The organism is Caballeronia glebae, assembly GCF_001545035.1.
Taxonomy (GTDB): Bacteria; Pseudomonadota; Gammaproteobacteria; order Burkholderiales; family Burkholderiaceae; genus Caballeronia; species Caballeronia glebae.
Genome location: NZ_FCOJ02000043.1, coordinates 40,221 through 66,592, shown reverse-complemented (window position 1 = coordinate 66,592; position 26,372 = coordinate 40,221). Strand labels below are relative to the sequence as shown.

Below are 26,372 nucleotides of genomic sequence, written 5' to 3'. Positions count from 1 at the left end.
TGGAGCGCGCACATCATCGAGCAACGTATCGACAACAAGATCATCCGGCCGAGCGCGAATTACACGGGACCGGAGAATTTGAAGTTCGTCCCGATAAATAAGCGAAAATAGCGGACTGCGCGATCGGATTTCACGATGAGAAAATCCACCGCGCGGCAAACGCAATCCAATCCCAATGTTTTTGAAAGGTTTTTCGATGAACAAACTTCTGATCGCTGCAATCGCCGGCACGCTGGCTACGACGAGCATCTTCGTCAGCGCCGGCGCCTTCGCTGCGACGACGACCGATGCAAGCAAGGCCAAGGCCGCGGTGAAGCGTCCCGCTCCGGCGCACCGCCTGATCAAGCGCAGCCCCAAGGCCGAAGCGGCCGCCGCAGCCAAGATCGATCCGATTCCCGAAGGCGCAGTGAAGTGGTCGTGCAAGGACGGCAGCGCTTTCTTCCTGAAAGGCGACATGAAGCGTGACACCATCGTCACGGTGAACTGGGCCAAGAAGGACTACAAGCTGCCGCGTCAGGACACGACGACGGGTGCAGACCGCTTCCACGATCCGGCGTCGGGCATGGACCTCGTCGTGATTCCGTCGAAGGCAATGCTGTTCTCGGACAAGGACTCGTCGCGCCTCGCCGACGAATGCATGACGGCCGAAATGGCCGCTGGCGGCGCAGCGCCGACCCAATCGAACGCGCTCATCAAGAACGCGGAGTAAGTTAGCCCGGCACTTACATCAGGAATCCCTCGATGTCCGCACCGATTTCCAACGTCCGGCCCGAGCCGGACAAGGTACTCGTCGAAATGGTCGACTACGTGCTCGACTACGAAGTCGACAGCACGCTTGCGCTCGAAACGGCGCGCAACTGCCTGATCGACACGCTCGGCTGCGGACTCGAAGCCCTCTCGTACCCCGCCTGCACCAAGCTGCTGGGACCAATCGTGCCGGGCACGATCGTCCCCAACGGTGCGAAGGTGCCAGGCACCCAGTTTCAACTCGACCCGGTTCAGGCCGCCTTCAACATCGGCGCAATGATCCGCTGGCTCGACTTCAACGACACGTGGCTCGCCGCCGAATGGGGCCATCCGTCGGATAACCTCGGCGGTATTCTTGCGACGGCCGACTGGCTTTCGCGCAACGCGATCGCGTCGGGCAAGAAGCCGCTCACCATGAAAGACGTCCTGATCGCGATGATCAAGGCGCACGAAATTCAGGGCTGCATCGCGCTCGAAAACTCGTTCAACAGAGTGGGTCTCGATCACGTGCTGCTCGTCAAGCTCGCTTCCACCGCGGTCGTCGGGCAGATGATCGGCCTGACGCGCGACGAGTTGATCAACGCGGTATCCTTGGCCTTCGTCGATGGTCATTCGCTGCGCACGTATCGGCACGCGCCGAACACGGGTTCGCGCAAGTCGTGGGCAGCGGGCGATGCGACCTCGCGCGCCGTGCGTCTCGCGCTGATCGCGAAGACCGGCGAGATGGGCTATCCGTCCGTTTTGACCGCTACAACATGGGGCTTCTACGACGTGCTCTTCAAGGGCAACGCGTTCCAGTTTCAGCGTCCGTATGGCTCTTATGTGATGGAGAACGTGCTCTTCAAGATCTCGTTTCCCGCCGAGTTCCATTCGCAAACGGCCGTCGAAGCGGCCATGACGCTGCACGAGAAGCTGAAGGAAGCCGGCAAGTCCGTCGATGACATCCGCAAGGTCACGATTCGCACGCACGAAGCGGCGATTCGCATCATCGACAAGAAGGGGCCGCTGAACAACCCCGCGGACCGCGATCACTGCATTCAGTACATGGTCGCCGTGCCGCTGATTCACGGTCGTCTCACCGCAGCCGATTACGAAGATTCGATCGCGCAAGATCCGCGCATCGACGTATTGCGCGCGAAGATGGAATGCGTGGAAGACCCGCAATACACGAAGGACTATCACGATCCGGACAAGCGCTCGATCGCGAATGCATTGACCGTCGAATTCATCGACGGATCGAAGCTCGCTGAAGTCGCGGTCGACTATCCGATCGGTCACAAGCGTCGTCGCGCGGAAGGCATTCCGCTGCTCGTCGAAAAGTTCAGGACGAATCTGGCGCGCCGTTTCCCGCAGAAGCAGCAGCAGGCGATCCTCGCGGTATCGCTCGATCAGGCAAAGCTCGAAGCGATGCCGGTCAATGAATATGTCGATCTGTACGTGATTTAAGCAGCGCAATTTCCTCGTCTTAGTCCAAGGAAAATAACCATGGCCCACAATCTCCACAACACGCTCAAGGAATTCGACAGCGGTTCCGGCAAAGCCAAGTTCTACTCGTTGCCGCAACTCGGCGACGCGCTGAAGGTCAAGATCGAGCGCCTGCCGCTTTCGATTCGTCTGGTGCTCGAAGCGGTGCTGCGCAACTACGACGGGAAGAAAATCTCCGAGGAGCACATCCAGCAACTCGCGAACTGGAAACCGAATGCCGCTCGCGTCGATGAAATTCCGTTCGTCGTCGCGCGCGTCGTACTGCAGGACTTTACCGGCGTGCCGCTGCTCGCCGACATTGCCGCCATGCGTGGCGTCGCGCAGCGCGCGGGCAAGGACCCGAAGGCGATCGAGCCGCTGGTGCCGGTGGATCTCGTCGTCGACCACTCGGTGCAGATCGATTATTTCCGCCAGCCGGACGCGCTCGACCTGAACATGAAGCTGGAATTTCAGCGCAACAACGAGCGCTACCAGTTCATGAAGTGGGGCATGCAGGCATTCGACACGTTCAAGGTCGTGCCGCCGGGCATCGGCATCGTGCACCAGGTGAATCTTGAATACCTCGCGCGCGGCGTACACAAGAAGGACGGCGTCTACTATCCGGACACGCTCGTCGGCACCGATTCGCACACGACGATGATCAACGGCATTGGCGTGGTGGGCTGGGGCGTGGGCGGCATCGAGGCTGAAGCGGGCATGCTCGGCCAGCCAGTGTACTTCCTGACGCCGGACGTCGTCGGCGTGGAGCTGAAGGGCAAGTTGCGCGAAGGCTGCACGGCGACCGATCTCGTACTGACCATTACCGAAATGCTGCGCAAGGAGAAGGTCGTCGGCAAGTTCGTCGAGTTCTTCGGCGCTGGCACGGCATCGATCGGCGTGCCGGATCGCGCGACCATCGGCAACATGGCGCCCGAGTACGGCGCGACGATGGGCTTCTTCCCGGTCGACGAAAAGACTATCGATTACTTCAAGGGCACGGGCCGCACCGACGCCGAAATCGCCGCGTTCGAGCAGTATTTCAAGGCGCAGAAGCTGTGGGGCGTGCCGAAGGCCGGCGACATCGACTACACCAAGACGCTCACGCTGGATCTCGGCACGGTCGCGCCGTCGCTGGCGGGTCCGAAGCGTCCGCAAGACCGCATCGAAATCGGCAATGTGAAGAGCACGTTCGTCGATCTGTTCTCGAAGCCGGTCGGCGAGAACGGCTTCAACAAGAAGGCCGCCGAGCTCGAAGCGAGCTACGAGACGAGCGACGGCGTGAACCTGAAGAACGGCGACGTGCTGATCGCCGCGATCACGTCGTGCACGAACACGTCGAATCCGAGCGTGCTGCTCGCCGCCGGACTGCTCGCGAAGAAGGCCGTCGAAGCGGGTCTGACGGTCGCGCCGCACATCAAGACCTCGCTCGCGCCGGGATCGCGCATCGTCACCGAGTATCTGACGAAGACGGGCCTCTTGCCCTACCTCGACAAGCTCGGCTTCTCGCTCGCCGCTTATGGCTGCACGACGTGCATAGGCAACGCGGGCGATCTCACGCCGGGACTGAACGACGCCATCACGAAGAACGACGTCGTCGCGGCAGCCGTGCTGTCGGGCAACCGCAACTTCGAAGCGCGCATTCACCCGAACATTCGCGCGAACTTCCTGGCATCGCCGCCGCTGGTCGTGGCCTACGCGATCGCGGGCAACATCACGCGCGACCTGATGACCGAGCCGGTCGGCCGAGGCACGGACGGTCGCGACATCTATCTCGGCGACATCTGGCCGACAAGCGACGAAGTCCACGCGCTGCTCAAGTTCGCGCTCGACGCGAAAGCGTTCCGCGAGAACTACTCGCAACTCACGAAGGACGGCGACCTGTGGAGCAAGATCGCGGGCGAAACCGGTCAGGTCTATGACTGGCCGAAGTCGACGTACATCGCCGAGCCGCCCTTCTTCGGCAGCGATTTCTCGATGAAGCCGGCCGATTCGATTCCGGCGGTCAAGGGCGCGCGCGCGCTCGGCATCTTCGGCGACTCCGTGACGACGGACCACATCAGCCCGGCGGGTTCGATCAAGGAAACGTCGCCGGCGGGAGTGTGGCTGAAGGCGAACGGCGTGCAGAAGGCCGATTTCAACAGCTACGGCTCGCGTCGCGGCAACCACGACGTGATGATGCGCGGCACCTTCGCGAACGTCCGCATCAAGAATCTGATGATCCCGGCGCAGGCCGATGGCACGCGTATCGAAGGCGGCCTGACGATTCATCAGCCGGACGGCGAACAACTGTCGATCTACGACGCGGCGATGAAATACATCGACGCCGGCACGCAAACCGTGATTTTCGCGGGCGAAGAGTACGGCACGGGCTCGTCGCGCGACTGGGCGGCGAAGGGCACACAACTGCTCGGCGTGAAGGCCGTGGTCGCGCGCAGCTTCGAGCGTATCCATCGCTCGAACCTCGTCGGCATGGGCGTGCTGCCGCTGCAGTTCAAGGGCGCGGACAGCGTGCAGTCGCTGAACATCACGGGCGAAGAGACGTACGACATCGAAGGCCTCGGCAACGACTTCAAGCCGCAGCAGGAAGTCACGCTGGTGATCCATCGCAAGGACGGCAAGGAAGATCGCGTGCAGGTGCTGCTGCGCATCGACACGCCGATCGAAGTCGACTACTACAAGCACGGCGGGATTCTGCCGTTCGTGCTGCGCTCGCTGCTCGCGGCGTAAGAAGCGTCAGCAGTTTTGCAGGTGACCGCGCTCGCGAGAGCGCGGGAACATTGGACCCGGCCTCGGCCGGGTTTTTTTTCGCCTTACGCTCTGGAAGTCGCGATGCGCACCGACGTCGTGCGAGGCGCGAACCAGCCGCGCGCAATCTCGCTCAAGCGGCGCGCGCCGGGCCGCGTCGAGTCCGAAGCCATCGAGAACCAACTGGCGTCCTTCGTCCCGCTGACCCAGATGGTCGTGTAGGGCTTCAGCTCAACGGACGCGCCCGCGTCCAGCCAGTAATCGTCGGCGGCGCCTTCGATGGTCAGCCAGATTTGCCCGCGCGTCACGCGCAAGGTCTGGGGCCGATCGATCACCCATCGCACAGGCGCGTCGCGCCCATCGAGTTCAAATGTCCGGATTTCACGCATGATGCCGCTCCTTCAAATCGCGTAACGGGAAGGCCGCCCGCTAGAAAAAGCAAAGGTAGCCGTTGATCCTATTATTCGACCGATTCCGAACAGCTTGAATGAACACTTACGAACAGTTTCGCCGGAACTGTTAAGCCAAATCGACCGAACAGTTCGGATCGATTTGACACTTTAAAAACACTGCGCCTAGCCGTTCGGCCAGTCTTGACGCGGGTTTTCGGATGCGTTCGAATGGTGTCACGACACTGATGAACAGCGAATTCGAACTGTTCACTGCAAATAACTGAACAGTTCCAGACATCATGAATGCACTTCCGCTCCACATCGACGGCGGTACCGGCGTGCCGCTGACCGAGCAGATCGTCAGCCAGATCGAGGCGATGATCCGCTCGCGCCGCGTGCTCGCGGGCGCGAAACTGCCATCGATTCGCCAGCTTGCCGCCGAGCAGCGCATCAGCCGCTTTCCGGTGATCGAGGCTTACGACCGTCTCGCGTCGCGCGGGCTCATTCAGCCGAAGCACGGTTCCGGCTTCTATGTGGCGAATCACGTCGACGAACGCGACAGCAACGCGGGCAATTGCGACCCGCGGCTCGCCGAAGAGGAATCGAACCAGATCCTCCAGCAGTTCAACTACCCCGGCGAGACGCTGAAGCTGTCGAGCGGCTTCATTCCCGAGGCGTGGCGCGATGTGGACGGCCTCACGCAGGCGATCCGTCAGGCGTCGCGCATCGACGTGCCGAGCGTGATCGATTACGCGATTCCCCACGGCGACACCTGTTTGCGTCAGCAGGTCGCGATGCGCATCAACGCGCTCGGCATCGACGCCGATCTTCCCAACGTGATGATCACGAACGGCGCGAGCCAGGCGCTCGATCTCGTCGTGCGCTACATGCTGAAGCCGGGCGATACGGTGTTCGTCGAGGATCCCGGTTACTACAACCTCTTCGGGCTCTTGAAGCTGCAGGGCGTGCGGCTCGTCGGCGTGCCGCGGCTCGCGAACGGGCCTGATATCGATGTCGCCGAAGAACTGCTCAGGCAGCATCAGCCGAAGCTCTTCTTCCTCAATACCGTGTTTCAGAATCCGACCGCGACGAACATCGCGCCGCAGGTCGCGTTCAAGCTGCTGCAACTCGCCACGCAGCACGGTTTTTCGATCGTGGAGGACGACATCTACGCCGACTTTCAGGCCGTGCCGACACAACGGCTTGCATCGCTCGATCAGCTCGATCGCGTGATCTACGTGGGCGGCTTGTCGAAGACCTTGTCGTCGTCGCTGCGTATCGGCTACCTCGCGGCGAATCGAGAGCTCGTGAAGAATCTCGTCGACGTGAAGGTGCTGACGAGTCTCGGCGGCACGCGTTTCGCGGAGAGCGTCGCGGCGAGCCTGCTGGAGCGCGGCACGTATCGCAAGTATCTGGAGCGCTTGCGCAAACGCGTGCGCGATTCGCTGTCGAGCGCGGTGCAAACGCTCGAAGCTTATGGCTGGGACGTATTCGACGAACCGGGCGGCGGAAACTTCGTCTGGGCGAAAGTGCCAGGCATCGACGATTCTTCCGTGCTCGTCGAAGAAGCCGTGAAGTTCGGCGTGACGCTCGCGCCGGGCAGCTATTACCGTCCGAACGGCGAAGTGTGTGCGTGGGTGCGGATCAACTCGGCCTATGCGGGCGACCGGCGCGCGGTGCGCTTCTTCGAGTACATGACGGAAGCCGCCACGGTGCGCGCTTGACGCCTAACGCCGCTCGTTGAAGAAACGTTCGAGCGCGTCCGTCGCATCGTGGTCGTTGGCAAGCCGCGCGTAAAGTCCGGCCGCGCCTTCGTAGATGCGATGCTCCGCAAATTCATCGCCGATGAACTGCGCGATCTCTTCCATCTCCGCGACCCAGCGATACGCTTTCGGCGGCATGCGCGGCACATTGCCCCCGAGCCACGCGGCGAGCGCGGGCTGACTTGCTGCAAGCTCGCTGCGAAGCGCGTCGCCCGCGCCGTTGCGCATCGCCGCGAGCGCCATGGCCGAGCCGAGGGCCGTGAGACCTTTCGTAATGCCCGCATACGACATCTTGAGCGCAGACGCGGCGCCAACTGGTCCATCGAGCACCTGCACGACGAGACCGTGATCGGCGAGCGGCTGCGTGCGCCGCGCATGCGGCCCCGACATGTAGAACTTAGGCGATGCAGGCTGGCCGATGATCGAAGCATCGACGAACGGCGTGCCCGTCGCCTCCAGCGTGCGCTCGATCTGCCTGACGGTATCGGGATTGATCGCGTTGCAGTCGATATAGAGCGGCGCCACGCTCGCGCGTTCGAGCAGCGGTGCCATGCGCTGCGCGGTTTCGACCGCGACCGAGGGCGGCACGATCGACAGAATGAAATCGCATGCCACGAGGTTGTCGAGGCTTGCGTCTTCCATGTTGGCCTCGCGCGCACGCGCCGCACTGGTGGCGCTGCGGCCTTCGAGCGATGTCAGCACGCGTGCGCCGCCCTGCGTCAATGCACGACCTATGGCCGACCCCATGCTGCCCGCGCCCAGAATCGCGATCGTCGTTTGTTTCGATTGAGTCACTTGCAGGCTCCTTGTTTGCGCGAACGAGACACAGAATACGCCCGCAGGCGCGAACGCGCTCGGGCTATTCGCTCTCTTCGGCTTCGTCCGAGCGAAGCTTCAAGAGCGCATCGAGACGGTTCAACACGTCTTGTCCCTTCGGCGTGAGATGCGGGATCGGCACGCCGGTCGGCAGCCGCGTAATTTCGACGAGGGCTTCCTGCCGCAAACGGGCCGCGTGTTGACCGAAGACCTCGACCTGATGCGGCGCGCGCTGGATCAGCAACAGCGTGGAAATTTCGTGTGGGCTCAGCATTCGATTCTCCATGCGTCGGACGAGCAGAATCACATGCTAGAGAACGAAGCTGGCAATTCGGCTACGGTCGTTTTTCCGCGTGTTACGCGGTTACAGTTATGAAACTGGCGCTTATTCCATGATGATTTCAGCCATCTTTCCAATTTCTTTTATTCGTCATCCTTATCATATGTTTATGAAAGAAAGCGACCCATCGAAGGGCCGCTTGTCGAACTAATCTACCGCTGCGGAAATCAACGATGTTCCGTCACGAACTTCGTGACGAGATACGCATCCATCGCTTCGCTGCCGCCTTCCGAACCGTAGCCGGAATCCTTGACTCCGCCGAACGGCGTCTCCGGCAATGCGAGGCCGTGATGATTGATCGAGAGCATGCCGCTTTCGATATCGTCGGACACCGCCGCCGAGGTCGCCGCGGAGCTCGTGTAAGCGTAGGCCGCGAGCCCGTAAGGCAGCCGATTGGCCTCGGCGATAACTTCGTCATACGACTTGAACGATGCAATCGGCGCGACCGGGCCGAATGGCTCTTCGGTCATGATGCGCGCGGAGAGCGGCACATCGGTGAGCACGGTCGGTGCGAAGAAGTAGCCTTCTCGACCTATGCGCTCGCCGCCCGTCAACACCTTCGCGCCGTGCTCGCGCGCATCGGCGACGAGACGTTCCATCGCTTCGAGACGGCGGCCGTTCGCGAGCGGGCCCATCTGCACGCCGTCGTCGAGACCGTTGCCGACCTTCACCGCGCGCGCGGTGGCGACGAAGTGCTGCACGAACTCCTCGTATGCGGATTCTTCGACGAGAAAGCGCGTCGGCGAAATGCAGACCTGACCCGCATTGCGGAATTTCGCCGAAGCCAGCATCTTCGCGGCGCGCGGAATGTCAGCGTCCTTGAAGACGATGGCCGGCGCGTGGCCGCCCAGTTCCATCGTCGCGCGTTTCATGTGCTCGCCCGCGAGCGACGCGAGCAGCTTGCCGACCGGCGTCGAACCGGTGAACGAAATCTTGCGGATCGCCGGATGCGCGATCAGATACTTCGAGACATCGGCGGGCACGCCGAAGACCAGATTCAGAACGCCGGCGGGAAGGCCTGCATCGGCATAGGCCTGTACGAGCGCCGCGCAACTCGCGGGCGTTTCCTCGGGGCCTTTCAGCACGACCGAGCAACCCGACGCAAGCGCGGCCGATACCTTGCGCACCGCCTGATTGATCGGGAAATTCCACGGCGTGAACGCGGCGACCGGACCGACCGGCTCGCGCGTGACGATCTGGCGCACGGCGTCCGTTCGCGACGGAATCACGCGGCCATACGTGCGCCGCCCTTCTTCCGCGAACCATTCGATGATGTCCGCCGCCGACAGCGTCTCGATGCGCGCCTCGCCGAACGGCTTGCCCTGCTCCATCGTCATGATGGCGGCGATCTGCTCCGCGCGCTCGCGGATGTTCTGCGCCGCACGACGCATCAGCTTGCTGCGCTCGTAGGGCGAAACCTTGCGCCATTCCTTGAACCCGCGCGCGGCGGCTTCGGCTGCGAGTGAAAGCTCGGCTTCGCCCGCGAGCGCGAGGCGGCCGATCTCCGCTTCGTTTGCCGGATTGATCACGGCCGTGTCGCGCGAACCGTCGCGCCAGGCGCCGTCGATATAAAGCCGGGTATTCGGATAGGCGGGAAGGTCGGAACGAGTGTTGCTCATGCATATCTCCTTAGGAGCGCGTGGCCTGATGCTTGCGCAGGATCAAATGACGCAGACCGCCATGTTATCCCGGCCGCGTAAAATCTGCTGATACGCGCGACGTTCAATCGATAGTTGCAGATCTAACTACATGACATGACGGTGAACCGTATGTTCGACGAATGCCTTTATTTCAATACCGCCGCGCTCGCGCGCACGCTCGAACGCGAATGGGCCAAAGCGTTCAAGCCTTTCGGACTCACGCCGTCGCAGGCATTCATGTTGCGCGCGGTCGTCGAGCGTCCGGGTCAATTGCAGGGCACGCTCGCCGATGCGCTCGCGATCTCGCGGCCAACCGCCACACGCACGCTGGACGGTCTCGCAAGACTCGGGTTCGTCGAGCGCTGGTCGACTGAACGCGATGGCCGCGAAGCCGCCATTCATCCGACCGATTCCGCACACGCGATCATGGACCGCATCGGCGCGGCCAGTTCGCAAATCACGCGGCGCATGAAGCGCAAGCTGGGCAATGCGCGTTTCGACGACACCGTATCGAGCGTCAGGCACATACGCACGACGCTGGAATGACACACGCCCGCGAATCTCTCGATTCGCGGGCGTGTGCATGGCGCTTTGCAGGCGTGGCGCTTACATCGGCGGCGCGACGCCATCCTTCTCCACGACGATACGCTGCGCCGCGAAGTCCGAACCCGCCGGAGTCGCGACCACGAACACCTTCTTGCCGGGCTTCAGGTCGTCGTGCGTCGCGGGTGCGAACGTCACCACGGGCACGTTATCCGGCACCGTCACCGCGTTCGAACCGCCTTTGTACGAGAGCTTCAGATCGCGGCCGCTCGTGCCTTGCACGACCTGATCGACGTTCGCGTTGGTCATCGAGCTGGCCGGGCCGAGGTCCCACGCATAGTGTCCTTCGCCAGTGCCGCGCGCCGCTTCCGGGAACACGAGCACTTCGGTCGCGGTGAGCTTGCCGTCCGTGCCGGTGGTCGCCGCCGTGCCGACGAACGAGCCAGGCTTGATGTCCTGCAGCTTGATGTTCTTCAGCGCGGTGACGGGCGTGTCCGTTTTGACCGCGATCTTCACGGTATCGCCGCTACGCCGATGAACGGTGAGCGTATCGCCCGATAGCGACACGATATCGCCGCGAATGCGCGCGGGTTTCGCCGCAGGCGTCTGTGCAAAAGCCGCGGAAGCGAGTGCGAGCGTCACGATGCTGACGCCGAGTTTGATTCGAATCGACATGCAATCTCCTTCGAGTGATGAAAGCAAAGGCTTCAGGAACCGCCGAACCAGTTGTAGCCCTGGTTCTCCCAATAGCCACCGGGATATTCGTTCGTCACGGTAATCGCGACGATGTGTTTCGGGTTCTTGTAGCCGAGCTTGGTCGGCATGCGCAGCTTCATCGGGAAGCCGTATTTCGGCGGCAAGATCTGGCCGTCATAGGTCAGCGTGAGCAGCGTTTGCGCGTGCAGCGCGGTCGGCATGTCGATGCTCGTCGAGTAGTTGTCGGCGCAATGAAAGGCCACGTATTTCGCGCTGGTATCGGCGCCCGCGTGCGCGAGGAACTGCGCGAAGCGCACGCCGCCCCATTTGCCGATCGCGCTCCAGCCTTCGATGCAGATATGCCGCGTCACCTGGCTTTCCTGCGGCATCGCGTGCAGTTCGTCGAGCGTCCACACGCGTTTGCCTTTGACGAGGCCGCCTATTTCCAGCTTGTACGTCGACGGATCGACTGCGGGCACTTCGTCGATGTCATAGAAAGCATTGAACGGAAACGGCCGCGTGATCATCGACTCGGGATACGTCGGCGCGAGCTTGTTCGGATCGAACAGGAGCGCCTGTACGTCGTCGTTGAAGAACGAAATGCGGCGCAGCATGGCGTTGACCGATTTGTCATCGCTGATATTGCAGCCGGACAGCATCGCCAGGCCCCCGAGCGAAAGAATGCGCTTACCGAATAAACGGCGCGCCGGCGCCTTTAATTCCTTCGCCGCGTCCTTGATGATGAGTTCCGCGTCGGGTCTCGATTTGAAAAGCTTGAGCGACATGGTTTAGCGACCTCGAATCATCAGCACGAGCGAGCGCGGCACGAGGGCGACCATCACGACGTGCACCACAACGAACGCCACCACAAAGCTCATGCCGAAAAAATGCACGACGCGAGCGCTGTCGTAACCGCCCATCAGCGCGCGAAGCAAGGGGAACTGCACCGACTTCCACACCGCGAGGCCCGACAGGATCACGATCACAATGTCCACGATCACCGCGAGATACGCGAACTTTTGAACGGCGTTGTAATGCGTGAGATCGGCGTGACCGAGTTTGCCGCGTAACGCAGCGAGGGCGTCGGTGAAAATGCTCTTGATGGAGAGCGGAAACATGCGGCGGCGCAGGCGGCCGGTGAAAAGATTCATCGCGACGTACACGATGAAATTCGCGACCAGCAGCCACATCGCCGCAAAATGCCATTGCAGCGCGCCGCCGAGCCAGCCGCCGAGCGTGAGCGCGGGCGAGAAGGTAATGGACTTGAATATCGGCGATGCGTTGTAGATCTGCCAGCCGCTCGTCACCATGATCAACACGGCGAGCGCGTTGAGCCAGTGCGTGATGCGCAGCCATAATGGTTGTACTTGCACGTCGTCGAACCTCGCTTGTCGATTGAGTTTTCGTGGGGCATGTTAGCGACGCGCCGCTGATCGATCGATGACCTCTCGATGACTTTTTTGTCATCTTTGCAAGAGTCATGCGGGCTCTGGCTAGAATGTCGGCAATCCATCGAATGCAGCGCGCAGCATGACCATCCTCGTTATCGAAGACGACCGCAAGACAGGCGATTACCTGAAAAAAGGGCTTATCGAGTCCGGCTATCAGGTCGAGCTCGTTCGCAACGGCACGGACGGTCTGCATCAGGCGCTCGCGAACCCTTACGAGCTGATCGTGCTCGACGTGATGCTGCCCGGCATCGACGGCTGGCAGGTAATGTCGGCGTTGCGCGCGAAACGTGACCTGCCTGTCATTTTTCTCACCGCGCGCGATCACGTGACAGACCGCATTCACGGACTCGAACTCGGCGCGGACGACTATCTCGTCAAGCCCTTCTCCTTCACCGAACTCGTGCTGCGCATTCGCACGCTGCTCAGACGCGGCGTGATGCGCGAATCCGATACCTTCAAGATTGCGGACCTGCATGTCGATGTCCTGCGCCGCAAGGTGACGCGCAAGGGCATCGACATCGTGCTGACGAACAAGGAATTCGCGCTGCTGCATCTCTTTTGCAAGCATCAGGGCGAGGCTTTGTCGCGCACGCTGATCGCATCGGAAGTGTGGGACATGAACTTCGACAGCGACACCAATGTCGTCGATGTCGCGATCAAGCGGCTGCGCGCGAAGATCGATAACCCGTTCGATCTCAAGCTGATTCACACGGTGCGCAGCATCGGCTATTCGTTCGGGGAGAATCCTTGAACCGGTCTTCGCGCTCGCTTGCCGTACGCATCGCGCTTTCGTTTGCGGTGGTCGTGTGCGTCGTGGTCGGCATGATCGGCGCGTCGCTCTATCACGCGACCAATCGCGCGCTTTCCACGCGCGCGGATTATCAGTTGATCGGACGTGTCGAGCACTTTCGTTCGCTGCTGCACGATCTCTACACGATCAAGGAAATCGAAGCGCGCCCGAAGCTCTTCGAGACGATGCTCGGCGACCGTCAGGACGTCATCCTCTTTCGACGCGCGGGCTCTGGGACTTTCATCAACGTCAATCCGGAGAAGATGCCGTTGCCGCCGCTCGATGTCGTGCCCATGACGCGCGCCATCGGACTCGACGACCTGTACGAAGGCTCGCGCGCGGACGGCGTGCGCATGCGCTGGGTCGGCGCGCAGGCGCGTATCGGCGAGAACGGCGAAGTCGTGGAAATCATCGCCGCGCACGTGATGACGCAGGAAGCGATCGTGTTGTCGGCGTATTTGAAACGCGTGTGGATCAACGTGATCGGCGCGGTGATCGTGACGTTGCTGCTCGCGTGGTGGGTCACGAGCCGCGGCCTCATGCCGCTCAAGCTCATGGCGGACAAGGCCGCCGAGATCACGCCGAATCGATTGTCCGCGCGGCTCGACGTCGCGCATGCGCCCGCGGAATTACAGAGCCTCGCGGCATCGTTCAATGCAATGCTCGACCGACTCGAACACGGCTACGAACGCTTGCTGCAATTCTCCGCCGATCTCGCCCACGAGGTGCGCACGCCGATCGGCGTGCTGATCGGCGAAACGCAGGTCACGCTCGCACATGAGCGCAGCGTCGCGGAATATCGCGGCGTGCTCGAATCGAATCTGGAAGAACTGGAACGGCTCGCGCGAATCGCGCAGAACATTCTGTTTCTCGCGCAGGCGGATCATGGGCAGCAGCGCATCGAACGCGAGCGGCTCGATCTGCGCGAAGAGCTGGAGACCATCGGCGCCTACTTCGAAGGTATCGCCGATGAACGCCGCATCACGTTCGATATTCACGCCGACGGTGAAATAGTTGCAAACGCAATCATGTGCCGAAGGGCGATCGGCAATGTCGTCGTGAATGCGGTGCGTTATGCGACGGCGGGAACCGTGGTGCGGCTTTCCGGACACGCGGACGAACAAGGCGCGAGCATCGTCGTGGGCAATCGCGGCGCGCGCATCGAGGAGGAAGAGCTCGCGAAGCTCTTCGACCGCTTCTATCGCGGCGATGCGGCGCGCAGCGAGTTCACGGAATCGAGCGGGCTCGGGTTATCGATCGTTCAGGCGATCATGCGCTTGCATGGCGGCGGTGCATCCGCGCAATGCACGCAGGACGGATGGATCGAATTCACCTTGCGCTTTCCGAATGCGCCGGAACCTGAGCGGGATCGCCGCGCGACCACGCCCTGAATTCCGGCCGAAGCGCACCGCGTCTATCCCACCGGCACACCCAAAGCCTCGCGCTTCGCCAGCAAGCCGTGAATCTGCGAGACGACCGCCGCGCCCTCGCCCACCGCCGCCGCGACTCGCTTCGTCGAACTCGAACGCACATCGCCAATCGCGAATACGCCCGGCACGCTTGTTTCCAGCGCCATGACGCCTTCGGTACGACCTTCATGCGCCTCGGGCCCGGTCAGCACGAAGCCTTTGCCATCGACATTCACGTTGCAGTTGCGCAGCCAGTCGGTATTCGGGTCCGCGCCGGTGAAGAGGAACAGATGCCTCGATTCGATCGTGAGCGCACCGTCGGGCGACTGGCAATTGACCGCAGTGAGCGCGCGGCCGTCGCCATCGAGCGATGTGATCTGCGTGTGCGTGCGCACCGTGACGTTCGGCAACGAGCCGATGCGCTCGACCAGATAGTGCGACATGCTCGCCGCGAGCCCCGCGCCGCGAATCAGAACGTGCACGTGCTTCGCGTGCGTCGCGAGATAGACGACGGCCTGTCCCGCCGAATTGCCGCCGCCCACGAGCACGACCTCCACGTTCTTGCAGAGCTTCGCCTCGACCGGCGACGCCCAGTAATACGTGCCGTGCCCTTCGTAACGTTCGAGCCCCGCGATATCCGGCCGCCGATACGCCGCGCCCGACGCGATCACCACCGTCTGCGTCGTCACGCGCTTGCCGTTCTGGAGTTCGATCTGGATCGGATCGCAATCGCAATGCAGCGCCTTGATCCTGGTCGGAATCGCGATATGCGCGCCGAACTTCTGCGCCTGCACGAACGCGCGTCCGGCGAGCGCCTGACCGGAGATGCCGGTCGGAAAGCCGAGATAGTTTTCGATGCGCGAACTCGCGCCCGCCTGCCCGCCCGGCGCGCGGCAATCGAACACCGCCACCGACAAACCTTCGGACGCCGCGTACACCGCCGTCGCGAGACCGGCCGGCCCCGCGCCGACGACCGCGACATCGTAGACATGCGCGGGATCGAACTCGGGCAGCCAGCCGAGTTGCGTCGCGACCTGATTTTCGTCGGGGGCGCGCAGCACGGTGCCGTCCGGGCAGATCACGAGCGGGAAATCGGCCGTCGATGCCGAAATGCGTTCGAGCAGCGAGATCGCGTCCGGGTCGGTGCACGCGTCGATCACCGTGTGCGGATAACCGTTGCGGCGGAAAAAGCCTTGCAGCGAGACGAGACGGCCGTCGTCGGACTGGCCGAGCAGCACCGGTCCGCTGCCCTTCTCGATCAGCCCGACGCGCCGCAGGATCAACGCGCGCATGATGCGCTCGCCCAGTTCCGCCTCGGCGACGAGCAGCGCCCGCAGACGCTCCGGCGGAATCACGATGCCGTCGACCTCTTCCGCCGCCATGCCGTCGACGAGACACGGCTTGCCCGAGAGTTGCGCCACTTCCGCGAGAAAATGCCCCGCCCCATGCTCACGCACGATGTGCTCGATGCCGAGCGCATCGCGCCGTGTCACGCGCACCGTTCCCTTCAGGACGATCACCATGCCGCGCCCGGTTTCGCCGACCCGGAAAATCCACTCGCCCGCGCGATAGTGCGCCGGCGTGCCGAAACGGCTCATGCGCTCGATCTCGTTGTCGGTGAGACGCGGGAACATCTGGTGCATGCGGCTTTCGAGCGGCGAAAAGGGCGCGTTGTCGTCGCTCGTCGAGGCTGCGGCGGCGGCCGTCGGCACCACGTTCGGATTTGGATTTTCCAGGGGCTCGCGCGCACTCCATGCGACGACATTCGGCATGTCCTGATGCGACTCGTTGAACGGCGTTGTGCTCATGCGCGATCTCCGTGTGGAAAGCCAGCTTCATGCAGGGATGCCGTGCCCGCGGACGATGTCGCCGCCGATTTGACCGGCCACGGGCACATCGCCGCCATTTCCGCGACTTCCTCGGGCGAGGACGCCGCAAGGTCGCCGAACTCGGTCAGCGTCGCGACGTGAAAACCGGCGAGCCGCCACGCGTCGAGCCCGCCCGTGAGCGGCACCACGTCGCGAAAACCCGCGTTGCGCATGGTCTTCGCCATCCACGCGGCCGAGACTTCGTTCGGACACGAGCAGTAGATGACGACCTTGCGCGACTTGTCGTAGCTCTCGATGATCTTCGCGAGATCGCGTTCGTCGGCGAACATCGAGCCGGGAATCGTTTCCGGGTCGAGCATGCGCTTTTCGGGCGAACGGATATCGAAGATCACGGGAAGCGGCTCGTCGTTCATGAGCGCGTACAGCTCGTCCACGCTGATGCGCGCTTTCTCCAGCGTCGCCATGAGCGCGCGGCGACGCCACCAGCGATACGCGACATAAATCGCGAGCAGCACCGCGATGACGACCACCGCCTGCCGCCCGAGCTGCGAGATCATCGCGAAGACCATCTCCAGCTGCGCCGCGAAGATGACGCCGACCGTCAGCCCGACCGCGCCCCACAATGCGACGCCCGCGCCATCGTGCGCGATGAAGCTGCGCAGCTTCACGCCCATCGCGCCCGCGAGCGGCACCGAGACGAGCGAAAGACCGGGGATGAACTTCGCGACAAGCAGAATGCGCACACCCCAGCGCCCGAAGAAACGCTCGGTCTTCTTCACGCAGGTATCGCGCGAAAGCGAGAGTTTGCAGATGGTCTTGAGCGTCTTGTCGCCGTACTTGCGCCCGCCCTGGAACCAGACGAGATCGCCGAGCACGCCGCCCGCCACCGCGACGCACAGCACGCCCAGGAGCGGCGGCCAGAATGCGCCGCCGTTGACCGCCATGAGCGCGATGGACGCGCCGACTACGATCATCGTCGGCATTGCCGGCACGGGCAGCCCGAGCGCCGAGCCCATTACGTTGACGAACACGATCGCCGGGCCGAATCGATCGACAAGCTGATGCAACAGCATGGGAAACTCCCGCGCGGGAAGGGTGTGTTCACGGAACGACGGGACGCGCGCCGCGAAACTGGCGCTGCGCAGGCGCGAAAAGCACGAAAGCGAAAGAGATACGAGCTTGCGACCGCTCGTGGTTCAACGCGGTGCACGCGGCGCCGGGCCGACGTTCGTCACATTTAAGGGATAAGTGTAGCCCGGAAATGCGAACGTAAGCATGACCGGCGCGCGGGACGCGGGCATCGCGCGCGCGATGCCCGGCCGGTGAGACAAAGTGTGGGATTCAGCTGCGTTCGTCGGTGTGATTTTCGGCGTGATTTTCGGCGATATAGGCGCGGATAACGTCAGCGAAATTCTTGTCGCCCGAAAGACCGAGCTCCTCCGCGCGCGCCGTATTCCACGCGCCCGGCCAACTGCACACGATCCTCTCGATGCGCTCGTCGCGTTGCCAGTCGATGCGCTGTACGACGTCCTCGCCCGCGACCTCGGCGAGCGCCGCGACCATCTCGTTCACGCTGACCGACAGGCCCGGCAGATTGATGACCGGCCTCAAGCCCAGCTTTTCGCGCTCGATTTCGCAGCCCGCGATCAGCGCCTCGACCGCGCTCTTCGGCGAGAGCAGCCAGAGGCGCGTGTCGCCGTCGACGGGACACGTCGAGCGCTCGCCGTTCAGCGGCTCGCGGATGATGCCGCTCGCGAACGACGAAGCCGCCGCGTTCGGCTTGCCCGGCCGCACGCTGATGGTCGGCAGGCGCAGCACGCGGCCATCGACGAAGCCGCGCCGCGCGTAATCGGAGAGCAGCAACTCGGCGATCGCCTTCTGCGTTCCGTACGACGATTGCGGATTGAGCGCGGTGTCGTCCTGCACGACATCGGGCAGCGCGCCGCCGTACACCGCCACCGAACTCGTGAACACGACGCGCGGCTTGTGGCCCGCCGCGCGGCACGCTTCGAGCAGCGCGCGCGAGGCGTCGAGGTTGATCTTCATGCCGAGATCGAAGTCCGCTTCGGCCTGGCCGCTTACGATCGCGGCCAGATGGAAGATGGCTTCCGTCTGCGTGTCGATGTGGCGTCGCAGCACGGCCGGATCGGAGATGTCGCCGGTTTCGGCGCGCACGCGCTCGTCGGCGAGAAGGCGTTCGTCGTTCGGGCGCGCGACGTCCAGCAGCACCAGTTCCGTGACGGGCTTGCCGTTGAGTTCGTTGCGCTCAAGGAGCCGCTTCGCGAGACGCTGACCGATAAAACCCGCGCCGCCGGTAATGAGAATTTTCATGTAATCGCTTCCTCGCTCACAGATAAGATTTGAGCCAGCCGAGACCCTCGGACGTGCCCGCCTTCGGTTTGTATTCGCAGCCGATGAAGCCTTCGTAGCCGAGCGAATCGATCAGCTCGAAGAGATACGGATAGTTCAGTTCGCCGATACTCGGTTCGTGACGCTCCGGCACGCCCGCGACCTGGATATGCCCGATGCCCGCGTTCGGGCGCTTCATGTCGCGCTTGAGCTTCACCGCGATATCGCCCTCGACGATCTGGCAGTGGTAGATGTCGAACTGAACCTGCAGGTTCGGCGCGCCGATTTCGTCGCAGATTGCTTGCGCGTCGTCCTGACGGTTCAGGAAGAAGCCGGGAATGTCGCGCGTGTTGATCGGCTCGATCACGATGCCGATGTTGGCCTTGCGCGCTTCGCTCGCCGCGTATTCGAGATTCTTCAGATACACCGCGCGATGTTTCTCTCTCGGCTGATCCGAAGCGATGAGGCCGGCCATTACGTGCAATTTTTCGTTGCCCAGCACGGCGGCGTATTCGAGGCCCTTCGCGACGCTTGCTTTGAATTCTTCCTCGCGGCCCGGCAGCGATGCGATGCCGCGCTCGCCCTTCGCCCAGTCGCCCGGAGGCGCGTTGAAAAGCGCTTGCGTCAGGCCGTTGTCCGTCAGGCGCTGTTTGATTTCGTTCGATGCGAAGTCATACGGGAACAGGAACTCGACCGCCTTGAAGCCGTCTTTCGCGGCGGCGGCGAAGCGGTCGAGAAACGCGTGCTCCGTGTACATCATCGTCAGGTTTGCGGCGAATTTTGGCATTTGCGGTTTGCTCCTTGTTTCTGTTCGGCTTCTTTGAAATCCTGCGTTCGTGTCGGGCTTTTGCTACCAGCGCGCGCCGAACGTCTTCCTCAAATTCTCTATCGCGTCGTCCGGCAAAGGCTGCGGGCGCGGCGTCATCGCCAGATAAAGCCGCGCCGTTTCTTCCAGTTCCTCCAGCGCGTAGCTCGCGTGCGACACCGACTTCTCCCACACCACCGGTCCGAGGCGCTCCAGCAACACCGCGCGCACCTTCGACGCCAGCGCCGCCACTTCCTCCGCCACCGTCGCATCGCCCGGACGGCGATACGCAATCAGCGGCACGTGGCCCACCTTCATCACGTAGTACGGCGTGATCGGCGGCAAAACATCGTCGCGCGTCCACACGCCTGCGAGCGTCAGCGCGACCAGATGCGTCGAATGCGTATGCACGACGCCGCGCGCGTCCGCATTGTTCTCGTAGATGCGCCGATGCAGCGCGAGCGTCTTCGACGGCCGTCCGCCCGACACGTGATTGCCATCGATATCGACCTTCGCGATGTCATTCGGATCGAGGCGGCCTAGGCACGCGTCAGTCGGCGTGATGAGCCAGCCGTCGTCGAGACGCGCGCTGATATTGCCCGCGCTGCCGACCGTGTAACGGCGCTCGTAGAGGCTTCTGCCTGTGATGCAAATCTCTTCGCGGATCGCGTTTTCGTTCGTTGCCATTACAGTGCCTTCAACGCCTTATCGAAGAAGTCGGTCGTGCCGAAATTGCCGGACTTGAGCGCCAGGCCCAATGCCTCGCTTTCATTCGCGCCGATGGATTGCGTCGCCGGCACGCCCGGATCGATCTGCGGCCCGATGCGCAACGAACGCACACCGAGCGCCTGCACGACCGCGCCCGACGTCTCGCCGCCCGCGACGACGAATTTGCGCACGCCCTCGTCGCGCAGCGTGCGCGCGATCGACGCCAGCGCGTCTTCGACCAGATGCCCCGCCTTCTCGACGCCCAGTTCCTTCTGCACCGCCTTCACTTCATCCGGCGACGAGGTCGCGTAGATCAACACCGGCTCGTCGTGTTGGCGCGCGAATTCGACGGCGTTCCGCACGACCGGCTCGCCGCGCGACAACGCTATCGGATCGACGCGAAAGGCCGGCTTCGATGCGCGCCAGTGCGCAACCTGCGCGTTCGTCGCCTTCGACGCGCTACCCGCCAGCACAACCGATTTGCCGGCGATCTTCGGCAGATCGGCGGCGTGTTCCGCGTGCGCGAGCAGATTCGCCGCGCGCAAGTTCTGCGGCAGCCCGAGCGCGATGCCCGAGCCGCCCGTGATCAGCTTCAAGTCGCGGCACGCGTCGCCGAGCACGTAAAGATCGGCGTCCGAAACCGCATCGGCGATAGCGAGGCGCACGCCGTCCTTCTTCAACTCATCGATGCGCGCGCGGATAGCATCCGCGCCCTTCGCAATCGTGTCGTAACGGATCAGCCCGACCTTCGATTTCGTCTGGCGCTGCAAAACGCGCACGAGGTTCGGATCGGTCATCGGCGTGAGCGGATGATTCTCCATGCCCGATTCGTTCAACAGCGCGTCGCCGACGAACAGGTTGCCGCGAAAGATCGTGCGGCCGTTCTCGGGGAACGCGGGGCAAGCAATCGTGAAATCGTCGTCGGGTTTGTCGGATAACGCGTCGAGCAGCGCATCCGCGACCGGGCCGATGTTGCCCTGGTCGGTGGAATCGAAGGTCGAGCAATACTTGAAGAAGAACTGGCGGCAGCCCTGCGCGCGCAGCCATTCGAGCGCGTCGAGCGACTGCCGCACGGCGTCGTCGGCGGCAATCGTGCGCGACTTCAGCGCGACGACAATGGCGTCCGCCTCGATCCGCGTGCCCGCTTCAGGAATGCCGATGGTCTGCACCGTGCGCATGCCGCCGCGCACGAGCATGTTGGCGAGATCGGTCGCGCCGGTGAAATCGTCGGCGATACAGCCGAGCAGTGCCTGCGCCGCTTGCGTCATTGCTTCGCTCCCTTCGGAATTTCGATGCCCGGAAAAATCTTGATGACAGCGGAATCGTCCTCGCCGCCGTGCCCGGCGGTGGACGCCATCATGAACATCTGATGCGCCGCCGCGGAAAGCGGCAGCGGGAATTTCGACGTGCGGGCCGTGTCGAGCACGAGGCCGAGGTCCTTCACGAAGATATCGACGGCGGAGAGCGGCGTGTAATCGCCCGAGAGAATGTGCGGCACGCGGTTCTCGAACATCCACGAATTGCCCGCGCTATGCGTGATGACGTCGTAGAGCGCGTCCGGATCGACGCCCTCGCGCAGGCCGAGCGCCATCGCTTCGGCCGCGGCCGCGATGTGCACGCCCGCGAGCAACTGGTTGATGATCTTGACCTTCGAGCCCGCGCCGTGCGCGTCGCCGAGCCGGTAGACCTTGCCCGCGATCGCATCGAGCACGTCCTCGCAGGCGGCGTAGGCTTCGGCGGGGCCGGAAGTCATCATCGTCATTTCGCCAGAACCGGCCTTTGCCGCGCCGCCGGACAAGGGCGCGTCGAGCATGTGCACGCCTTTCTCCCCGACGCGCCTGCCGAGATCGGCGGCGAATTGCGGCGATACCGTCGCGCACGCGAGCACGACGCCGCCGGGCTTCATCGCATCGACCGCGCCGCGCTCGCCGAACAGCACGGCCTCCGTTTGCGCCGCATTGACGACGACCGTCAACACGACCTCGCACTTGCCGCCCAGTTCTGCCGCCGTCGCGCACGCGATCCCGCCTTCGTCCGCGAACGCATCGAGCACGCTCTGGCGCACGTCGCACGCATGCACGGCGAAGCCCGCGCGCAGCAGTGAGCGCGCGACGCCCAAGCCCATTGCGCCCAGGCCGATGACTCCCACGTTTCGTGTCATAGCTCAGTCCTTAACAGATGCCCGCTTCCGCCAGGCGGCGCGCGGCGTTGATGAGATGCGTCTGGGCGGCGTGGCGTGCGGCGTCGGGCTCGCGCGCGCGGATCGCCTCGACGATCGCCGCGTGTTCCTCGCGCACCTGTCGCATGAAGTCCTCGCGCAGCGCCTCGTTGCCGCGCGTGACGAGCGTGCCGGCTTCGAGATACTGGTTCAGAAACGTGAGGGTTGTCAGGAAGTACGGGTTGCCGGTCGCGTTCGCGATTTCCCGATGGAACGCGACGTCTTCCGCGACGCCGTCGCGGCCTTCGCGCACGGCTGCGTCGATGCCCGCGAGAGCGTCATCGATGGCGGCGAGTTGCTGCTCGGTGCGCCGCTGCGCGGCTTCGGATGCGACTTCGGCTTCGATCGCCCGGCGCAGCGCGAGAATCTGCACGACCGCGCCCGGCTCGACCGCCTGCGCGTAATCGATACGCAAAGGCCGGATGCCCGCGCGCTCGACGATGAACACGCCGCTGCCCTGCCGCGGCTCGACCATGCCTTCATTCTTCAGACGCGAGATGGCCTCGCGAATCACCGTGCGGCTCACGCCGAATTCCTGCGCAAGCACGGCTTCGGTCGGCAGCTTGCCAGTCGCGGCGAAACTGCCTTTCTCGATCAGCTTTTGCAATTGCTGCGCGACGGTATCGCTCAGCGCGCGCGGCGGAATTTTCTCGAACATGCGACTCGACGGCTCATAAAGTCATCGGGTCATCATACAAATTTTTGGATTGAAGCAGACCGGGGAATAACCCTCGGTCATGCGTTACTGGGCGAGCGGTTCGTCGATGAGCGCGAGCGCGTCGCGGATTTCGGAGGCGTCGCCGGGACGCACGAGACGTGCGACTTCCTTGCCGCCGAGCATGAAAACGAGCGTCGGCCAGAGCTTCACGCGAAACGAACGACCGAGCGCACGGCCGCTGCCGTCCTCGATCTTGATGTGCTTCACGGCGCGATGACTCTGGAACGCCTGCGCGATCAGCGGTTGCGCCGCGCGGCAAAAGCCGCACCAGTCGGTGCCGAACTCGACGACCGTCGGACCGCTCAGCGCGTCGATTTCCGCGCGCTCGGGCGCGGTCTTCGCGTATTCGATATTCATGCTCATGGCGTGCGTCCTTGCTCCTTTTCGTTCTGATGAAGACAGCAGAAAACTTGCCCGATCTTACTGACCGAAGCCCGTCAGCCCGACGAGCGCGCCGGCCGCGAGCAGCCACAGCGGATGCAATCGCGTCCTGTACGAGATCAACGCGACGAGCGCCGTGATGAGCGCGAGCACCCAGGTCTCGTCGGACGCCTCGGCGATCAGCAATGCGCTTGCCGCGACCAGCCCCGCCGTGATCGGCACAAGTCCGAGCTGGATGAACCGCCGCCACGGGTGCTCCTTGAAGCGCTCCCACGCATGCAGCGCGGCCATCGTTATGAGCGACGACGGCCCGAACTTCGCGAGCGACGTGACGAGCACGCCCGGCCAGCCCGCCACGTGCCAGCCGATAAGCGTGACGACCATCATGTTCGGGCCGGGCGCGGCTTGCGCGAGCGCGAAGAGCGCGGAGAAATCGGCCTTCGACATCCATTCGTGAACCTGCACGACCTGGCGCTGCATTTCCGGCAGGATCGAATTGCCGCCGCCGAACGCGAGCAGCGACAACTGGCTGAAGATCTCGGCGAGGGAGAGCAGATCGTTCTTCATCGGCGCAGCTTCCAGGCGATCAGCACGGAAATCGGCGTGAATACGAGCATCGTCGGCAAGAGCGGCGTGCGCAGGAACGCGATCACCGCGAACATCAGCAACGCGACGCCGGCCGCTTCCGGCTTGCGGCGCAGCGGCCACATGATCTTCACCGCCATCGCGATGAGCAGGCCCGCCGCAGCCGCCGCGAGCCCCGCGAACAGATGCGCGATGCGCGGGTCCTGATGCGTGCGCTGATAGATCACGCCGAGCCCGATCACAACCAGCGACGGCCCGACGAGCAGCCCGAGCAAACCCGCGAGCGCGCCCGGCACGCCGCGAAAGCGCATGCCGATGGCCACCGACAGATTGATCACGTTGCCGCCGGGAAGAAACTGACAGAGGCCGAGGAGATCGGTGAACGCGTCGGCGTCGAGCCATTTGCGGCGCTCGACGATCTCGCGCCGCGCGAGCGGCAGCGCGCCGCCGAAAGCCGTCAGCCCGAGCGTCAGAAAGCCCAGGAAAATCCCGGCGACCGTGGGCCGGGGCGCGAGGTCGTCGGACATGACGTTCACGCGCGTGCCCGGCGCGCTTCGTAGGCTTTCAGATGCGCATACGCGACCGCCAGCGCGGAGAGGCCGACGACCGCCGTGCGCCGCCGCGACAGCAAATCCCCGACGATGTGATCCGCCTCGATGGGCGCGCCGTTCTCCAGATCGCGCAGCATCGACGCGGTCATGAGCGAGCCGCGCTCCGAGAAGAACGCCCGCGCGCGTGCGATGACCGCCTCGCCCGGCGCGTGCGCGTTGTCGGCCGCGATGCCGCGGCATTCATCGAAAAGTTGAAAGAGCAGCGCCTCGCCGCCCGGCGCCGCGAGAATATCGCCGATGGGCGCGCGCATCAGGCACGTGCCGGTCGCGAGCGTGGCGAGGAACACCCACTTGTCCCACATCGATTGAAGGATGTCCTCGCTCACGTTCAGATCGAAGCCCGCGCCGCCGAGTTGCGCGCCGATCGCATCGATGCGCGGCGAGCGGCCGCCGGCGCGCTCGCCGATGGTCACCGAATGCATGTTGTTCAGATGCAGGATCTCGCCTTCGGCGTCGAGCGTCGCGGCGATCACGCATTGGCCGCCGAGCACGTTCGCGGAATCGAAGCGCGCGTCGAGCGCATCGAGATGGCCCATGCCGTTCAGGAGCGGCAAGATTGCGGTGTCGGGGCCGACGGCGGGCGCGAAGGAGTCGATCGCGCCTTGCAGGTCGTAGGCCTTGCAACTCAGCAGCACGAGATCGTAAGGACGGTCGATGTCTTTCGCGAGCACCATCGGCGGACAGGCGAACGCGAGATCGCCTTCCGGGCTCTTCACTTTCAGACCGCACTGACGCAAGCGCTCGGCGCGACGTTCCCGCACGAGAAAGGTCACGTCCCGGCCCGCTTCGAGCAACCGCGCACCGAAATATCCGCCGATGGCCCCCGCGCCCACTACCAGAATCCGCATGTCTCGCTCCTTTTTTAGCTGAATGTAACTTCACGCCTGCCATACGCCGTAGCCCGCTTCCCGCAAGCCGATCGCCAGTTCCACTTCCATGTCGCGCGCGCCGTCGTAGGGCATCGGGTTGTACATCTCGTACAAATGCGGCAAGAGCCGCAACCCGAAGTCGCGCACGTAGCGGTTCGACTGAATGCCGGCTTTATGCTTGTCGAAGCGCACGTCGGGATCGACGCCCGTCATGCCCACATAGACGAACGGCATGCCGATCGCGTAGTCCGGATTCGCGCGACGGAAACGCGCTTCGTTCCAGACCGTGCCGGACAGTTCGACGACGTAGACGGAGTAATGATGGCTGCGCGCGCGCCGGACGGGCGGCATGTTTCGAATGGCCTTCGCGGCGTGCTCGTTGCGGGCGTCCATTCTATGACGGCGACGCCTTCGGCGCTCGATCGCGCGGCGCGGAGCCTGCCGGATGCGCCCCGAAGTGGTAAATTCGGGCGGTCTGCGCTCGCGCGAAACGATCGGACCGC

The 26,372-nt window shown here is 63.5% G+C and carries 28 protein-coding genes; 7 read left to right on the top strand and 21 right to left on the bottom strand.

The window, feature by feature from the left end:
* Window positions 1–204: hypothetical protein (locus AWB82_RS38475; RefSeq protein WP_235023434.1), on the bottom strand; the 204-nt coding region annotated here is incomplete at its 3' end.
* On the opposite strand from AWB82_RS38475, the gene AWB82_RS25370 reads away from it, so the two are divergent.
* Genes AWB82_RS25370 through acnA form a run of 3 tightly spaced genes read left to right on the top strand, consistent with a single transcriptional unit; the run spans window position 197 to window position 4,938 of the window.
* Complete coding sequence (locus AWB82_RS25370) at window positions 197–709, top strand: hypothetical protein (protein WP_086972127.1); 513 nt, start codon at window positions 197–199, stop codon at window positions 707–709. The two genes, AWB82_RS38475 and AWB82_RS25370, sit on opposite strands and share 8 nt — an antisense overlap.
* Before the next feature lie 32 nt (window positions 710–741).
* Window positions 742–2,193, top strand: coding sequence for a bifunctional 2-methylcitrate dehydratase/aconitate hydratase (locus tag AWB82_RS25365; protein WP_086972122.1), 1,452 nt, complete (start codon window positions 742–744; stop codon window positions 2,191–2,193).
* 39 nt (window positions 2,194–2,232) lie between these two features.
* Window positions 2,233–4,938 carry an aconitate hydratase AcnA gene (gene acnA / locus AWB82_RS25360; protein ID WP_086972121.1) on the top strand — a complete coding sequence of 902 codons (2,706 nt, stop codon included), beginning with the start codon at window positions 2,233–2,235 and terminating at the stop codon, window positions 4,936–4,938.
* An 83-nt stretch (window positions 4,939–5,021) separates the two neighbouring features.
* On the opposite strand, the gene AWB82_RS25355 is transcribed toward acnA, so the two are convergent.
* Window positions 5,022–5,345 carry a DUF2917 domain-containing protein gene (locus tag AWB82_RS25355; RefSeq protein WP_086972120.1) on the bottom strand — a complete coding sequence of 108 codons (324 nt, stop codon included), beginning with the start codon at window positions 5,343–5,345 and terminating at the stop codon, window positions 5,022–5,024.
* A 302-nt stretch (window positions 5,346–5,647) separates the two neighbouring features.
* Here AWB82_RS25355 and AWB82_RS25350 point away from each other — a divergent pair, with 302 nt between their 5' ends.
* Window positions 5,648–7,072, top strand: a complete 1,425-nt coding sequence (locus tag AWB82_RS25350) for an aminotransferase-like domain-containing protein (RefSeq protein ID WP_086972119.1) — start codon at window positions 5,648–5,650, stop codon at window positions 7,070–7,072.
* A 3-nt stretch (window positions 7,073–7,075) separates the two neighbouring features.
* Here the strand turns inward: AWB82_RS25350 and AWB82_RS25345 are convergent, their stop codons facing one another.
* From AWB82_RS25345 to AWB82_RS25335, 3 genes are all read right to left on the bottom strand, one after another.
* Window positions 7,076–7,906, bottom strand: coding sequence for an NAD(P)-dependent oxidoreductase (locus tag AWB82_RS25345; protein WP_086972118.1), 831 nt, complete (start codon window positions 7,904–7,906; stop codon window positions 7,076–7,078).
* A gap of 64 nt (window positions 7,907–7,970) precedes the next feature.
* Window positions 7,971–8,201 carry a hypothetical protein gene (locus AWB82_RS25340; RefSeq protein WP_086972117.1) on the bottom strand — a complete coding sequence of 77 codons (231 nt, stop codon included), beginning with the start codon at window positions 8,199–8,201 and terminating at the stop codon, window positions 7,971–7,973.
* A gap of 233 nt (window positions 8,202–8,434) precedes the next feature.
* Complete coding sequence (locus tag AWB82_RS25335) at window positions 8,435–9,886, bottom strand: NAD-dependent succinate-semialdehyde dehydrogenase (RefSeq protein ID WP_086972116.1); 1,452 nt, start codon at window positions 9,884–9,886, stop codon at window positions 8,435–8,437.
* A gap of 150 nt (window positions 9,887–10,036) precedes the next feature.
* Here AWB82_RS25335 and AWB82_RS25330 point away from each other — a divergent pair, with 150 nt between their 5' ends.
* Window positions 10,037–10,453, top strand: coding sequence for a MarR family winged helix-turn-helix transcriptional regulator (locus tag AWB82_RS25330; RefSeq protein ID WP_086972126.1), 417 nt, complete (start codon window positions 10,037–10,039; stop codon window positions 10,451–10,453).
* Window positions 10,454–10,513: 60 nt separating this feature from the next.
* Here AWB82_RS25330 and AWB82_RS25325 read toward each other — a convergent pair whose 3' ends face one another.
* Genes AWB82_RS25325 through AWB82_RS25315 form a run of 3 tightly spaced genes read right to left on the bottom strand, consistent with a single transcriptional unit; the run spans window position 10,514 to window position 12,519 of the window.
* On the bottom strand, window positions 10,514–11,125 hold the full coding sequence (locus AWB82_RS25325) for a hypothetical protein (protein ID WP_086972115.1): 612 nt from the start codon (window positions 11,123–11,125) through the stop codon (window positions 10,514–10,516).
* Between the two features lie 32 nt (window positions 11,126–11,157).
* Window positions 11,158–11,931: a molybdopterin-dependent oxidoreductase gene (locus AWB82_RS25320; protein WP_086972114.1), complete on the bottom strand. Its 774-nt coding sequence runs from the start codon at window positions 11,929–11,931 to the stop codon at window positions 11,158–11,160.
* A gap of 3 nt (window positions 11,932–11,934) precedes the next feature.
* Window positions 11,935–12,519 (bottom strand): cytochrome b/b6 domain-containing protein, encoded by a 585-nt coding sequence (locus tag AWB82_RS25315; RefSeq protein ID WP_086972113.1) that lies wholly within the window; start codon window positions 12,517–12,519, stop codon window positions 11,935–11,937.
* Between the two features lie 157 nt (window positions 12,520–12,676).
* On the opposite strand from AWB82_RS25315, the gene AWB82_RS25310 reads away from it, so the two are divergent.
* A complete protein-coding gene (locus AWB82_RS25310; RefSeq protein WP_086972112.1) occupies window positions 12,677–13,348 on the top strand; it encodes a heavy metal response regulator transcription factor in 672 nt (223 codons plus the stop codon).
* Window positions 13,345–14,778, top strand: a complete 1,434-nt coding sequence (locus tag AWB82_RS25305) for a heavy metal sensor histidine kinase (RefSeq protein WP_086972111.1) — start codon at window positions 13,345–13,347, stop codon at window positions 14,776–14,778. The genes AWB82_RS25310 and AWB82_RS25305 overlap by 4 nt, the downstream gene beginning before the upstream one ends.
* A gap of 23 nt (window positions 14,779–14,801) precedes the next feature.
* On the opposite strand, the gene AWB82_RS25300 is transcribed toward AWB82_RS25305, so the two are convergent.
* From AWB82_RS25300 to AWB82_RS25240, 13 genes are all read right to left on the bottom strand, one after another.
* Window positions 14,802–16,604, bottom strand: coding sequence for an FAD-dependent oxidoreductase (locus AWB82_RS25300; RefSeq protein WP_086972110.1), 1,803 nt, complete (start codon window positions 16,602–16,604; stop codon window positions 14,802–14,804).
* Window positions 16,601–17,695 carry a DedA family protein/thiosulfate sulfurtransferase GlpE gene (locus AWB82_RS25295; protein ID WP_407643042.1) on the bottom strand — a complete coding sequence of 365 codons (1,095 nt, stop codon included), beginning with the start codon at window positions 17,693–17,695 and terminating at the stop codon, window positions 16,601–16,603. Before AWB82_RS25295 ends, AWB82_RS25300 begins: the two co-directional genes overlap by 4 nt.
* A gap of 271 nt (window positions 17,696–17,966) precedes the next feature.
* Window positions 17,967–18,956 carry a D-erythronate dehydrogenase gene (gene denD / locus AWB82_RS25290; protein ID WP_086972108.1) on the bottom strand — a complete coding sequence of 330 codons (990 nt, stop codon included), beginning with the start codon at window positions 18,954–18,956 and terminating at the stop codon, window positions 17,967–17,969.
* 16 nt (window positions 18,957–18,972) lie between these two features.
* Window positions 18,973–19,761, bottom strand: a complete 789-nt coding sequence (otnI, locus tag AWB82_RS25285; RefSeq protein WP_086972107.1) for a 2-oxo-tetronate isomerase — start codon at window positions 19,759–19,761, stop codon at window positions 18,973–18,975.
* A 63-nt stretch (window positions 19,762–19,824) separates the two neighbouring features.
* Window positions 19,825–20,466 carry a 3-oxo-tetronate 4-phosphate decarboxylase gene (gene otnC / locus AWB82_RS25280; RefSeq protein ID WP_086972106.1) on the bottom strand — a complete coding sequence of 214 codons (642 nt, stop codon included), beginning with the start codon at window positions 20,464–20,466 and terminating at the stop codon, window positions 19,825–19,827.
* Complete coding sequence (otnK, locus tag AWB82_RS25275) at window positions 20,466–21,755, bottom strand: 3-oxo-tetronate kinase (protein ID WP_086972105.1); 1,290 nt, start codon at window positions 21,753–21,755, stop codon at window positions 20,466–20,468. The genes otnC and otnK overlap by 1 nt, the downstream gene beginning before the upstream one ends.
* Window positions 21,752–22,648, bottom strand: coding sequence for an L-threonate dehydrogenase (ltnD, locus tag AWB82_RS25270; RefSeq protein ID WP_086972104.1), 897 nt, complete (start codon window positions 22,646–22,648; stop codon window positions 21,752–21,754). The genes otnK and ltnD overlap by 4 nt, the downstream gene beginning before the upstream one ends.
* A gap of 10 nt (window positions 22,649–22,658) precedes the next feature.
* The gene (locus tag AWB82_RS25265; RefSeq protein WP_086972103.1) at window positions 22,659–23,363 is read right to left on the bottom strand and encodes a FadR/GntR family transcriptional regulator; all 705 of its coding nucleotides are present in this window, start codon (window positions 23,361–23,363) and stop codon (window positions 22,659–22,661) included.
* A gap of 84 nt (window positions 23,364–23,447) precedes the next feature.
* Window positions 23,448–23,786, bottom strand: coding sequence for a thioredoxin family protein (locus AWB82_RS25260; protein ID WP_086972102.1), 339 nt, complete (start codon window positions 23,784–23,786; stop codon window positions 23,448–23,450).
* Between the two features lie 57 nt (window positions 23,787–23,843).
* Window positions 23,844–24,371: a chromate transporter gene (locus AWB82_RS25255; protein ID WP_086972101.1), complete on the bottom strand. Its 528-nt coding sequence runs from the start codon at window positions 24,369–24,371 to the stop codon at window positions 23,844–23,846.
* A complete protein-coding gene (locus AWB82_RS25250; RefSeq protein ID WP_086972100.1) occupies window positions 24,368–24,916 on the bottom strand; it encodes a chromate transporter in 549 nt (182 codons plus the stop codon). The genes AWB82_RS25255 and AWB82_RS25250 overlap by 4 nt, the downstream gene beginning before the upstream one ends.
* Window positions 24,917–24,921: 5 nt before the next feature.
* On the bottom strand, window positions 24,922–25,848 hold the full coding sequence (gene panE, locus AWB82_RS25245; RefSeq protein WP_086972099.1) for a 2-dehydropantoate 2-reductase: 927 nt from the start codon (window positions 25,846–25,848) through the stop codon (window positions 24,922–24,924).
* Between the two features lie 30 nt (window positions 25,849–25,878).
* Window positions 25,879–26,220, bottom strand: a complete 342-nt coding sequence (locus AWB82_RS25240) for a hypothetical protein (RefSeq protein ID WP_086972125.1) — start codon at window positions 26,218–26,220, stop codon at window positions 25,879–25,881.
* Between the last annotated feature and the right edge of the window lie 152 nt (window positions 26,221–26,372).

Coding starts and splice junctions, on each gene's coding strand:
- AWB82_RS25320 (WP_086972114.1), bottom strand. CDS start 11,931: ATGTCGCTCAAGCTTTTCAAATCGAGACCCGACGCGGAACTCATCATC.
- panE (WP_086972099.1), bottom strand. CDS start 25,848: ATGCGGATTCTGGTAGTGGGCGCGGGGGCCATCGGCGGATATTTCGGT.
- AWB82_RS25335 (WP_086972116.1), bottom strand. CDS start 9,886: ATGAGCAACACTCGTTCCGACCTTCCCGCCTATCCGAATACCCGGCTT.
- denD (WP_086972108.1), bottom strand. CDS start 18,956: ATGAAAATTCTCATTACCGGCGGCGCGGGTTTTATCGGTCAGCGTCTC.
- AWB82_RS25265 (WP_086972103.1), bottom strand. CDS start 23,363: ATGTTCGAGAAAATTCCGCCGCGCGCGCTGAGCGATACCGTCGCGCAG.
- AWB82_RS25350 (WP_086972119.1), top strand. CDS start 5,648: ATGAATGCACTTCCGCTCCACATCGACGGCGGTACCGGCGTGCCGCTG.
- AWB82_RS25310 (WP_086972112.1), top strand. CDS start 12,677: ATGACCATCCTCGTTATCGAAGACGACCGCAAGACAGGCGATTACCTG.
- AWB82_RS25255 (WP_086972101.1), bottom strand. CDS start 24,371: ATGAAGAACGATCTGCTCTCCCTCGCCGAGATCTTCAGCCAGTTGTCG.
- otnI (WP_086972107.1), bottom strand. CDS start 19,761: ATGCCAAAATTCGCCGCAAACCTGACGATGATGTACACGGAGCACGCG.
- AWB82_RS25340 (WP_086972117.1), bottom strand. CDS start 8,201: ATGCTGAGCCCACACGAAATTTCCACGCTGTTGCTGATCCAGCGCGCG.
- otnK (WP_086972105.1), bottom strand. CDS start 21,755: ATGACGCAAGCGGCGCAGGCACTGCTCGGCTGTATCGCCGACGATTTC.
- AWB82_RS25365 (WP_086972122.1), top strand. CDS start 742: ATGTCCGCACCGATTTCCAACGTCCGGCCCGAGCCGGACAAGGTACTC.
- AWB82_RS25355 (WP_086972120.1), bottom strand. CDS start 5,345: ATGCGTGAAATCCGGACATTTGAACTCGATGGGCGCGACGCGCCTGTG.
- AWB82_RS25330 (WP_086972126.1), top strand. CDS start 10,037: ATGTTCGACGAATGCCTTTATTTCAATACCGCCGCGCTCGCGCGCACG.
- AWB82_RS25260 (WP_086972102.1), bottom strand. CDS start 23,786: ATGAGCATGAATATCGAATACGCGAAGACCGCGCCCGAGCGCGCGGAA.
- AWB82_RS25325 (WP_086972115.1), bottom strand. CDS start 11,125: ATGTCGATTCGAATCAAACTCGGCGTCAGCATCGTGACGCTCGCACTC.
- acnA (WP_086972121.1), top strand. CDS start 2,233: ATGGCCCACAATCTCCACAACACGCTCAAGGAATTCGACAGCGGTTCC.
- otnC (WP_086972106.1), bottom strand. CDS start 20,466: ATGGCAACGAACGAAAACGCGATCCGCGAAGAGATTTGCATCACAGGC.
- AWB82_RS25250 (WP_086972100.1), bottom strand. CDS start 24,916: ATGTCCGACGACCTCGCGCCCCGGCCCACGGTCGCCGGGATTTTCCTG.
- AWB82_RS25370 (WP_086972127.1), top strand. CDS start 197: ATGAACAAACTTCTGATCGCTGCAATCGCCGGCACGCTGGCTACGACG.
- AWB82_RS25300 (WP_086972110.1), bottom strand. CDS start 16,604: ATGAGCACAACGCCGTTCAACGAGTCGCATCAGGACATGCCGAATGTC.
- ltnD (WP_086972104.1), bottom strand. CDS start 22,648: ATGACACGAAACGTGGGAGTCATCGGCCTGGGCGCAATGGGCTTGGGC.
- AWB82_RS25240 (WP_086972125.1), bottom strand. CDS start 26,220: ATGCCGCCCGTCCGGCGCGCGCGCAGCCATCATTACTCCGTCTACGTC.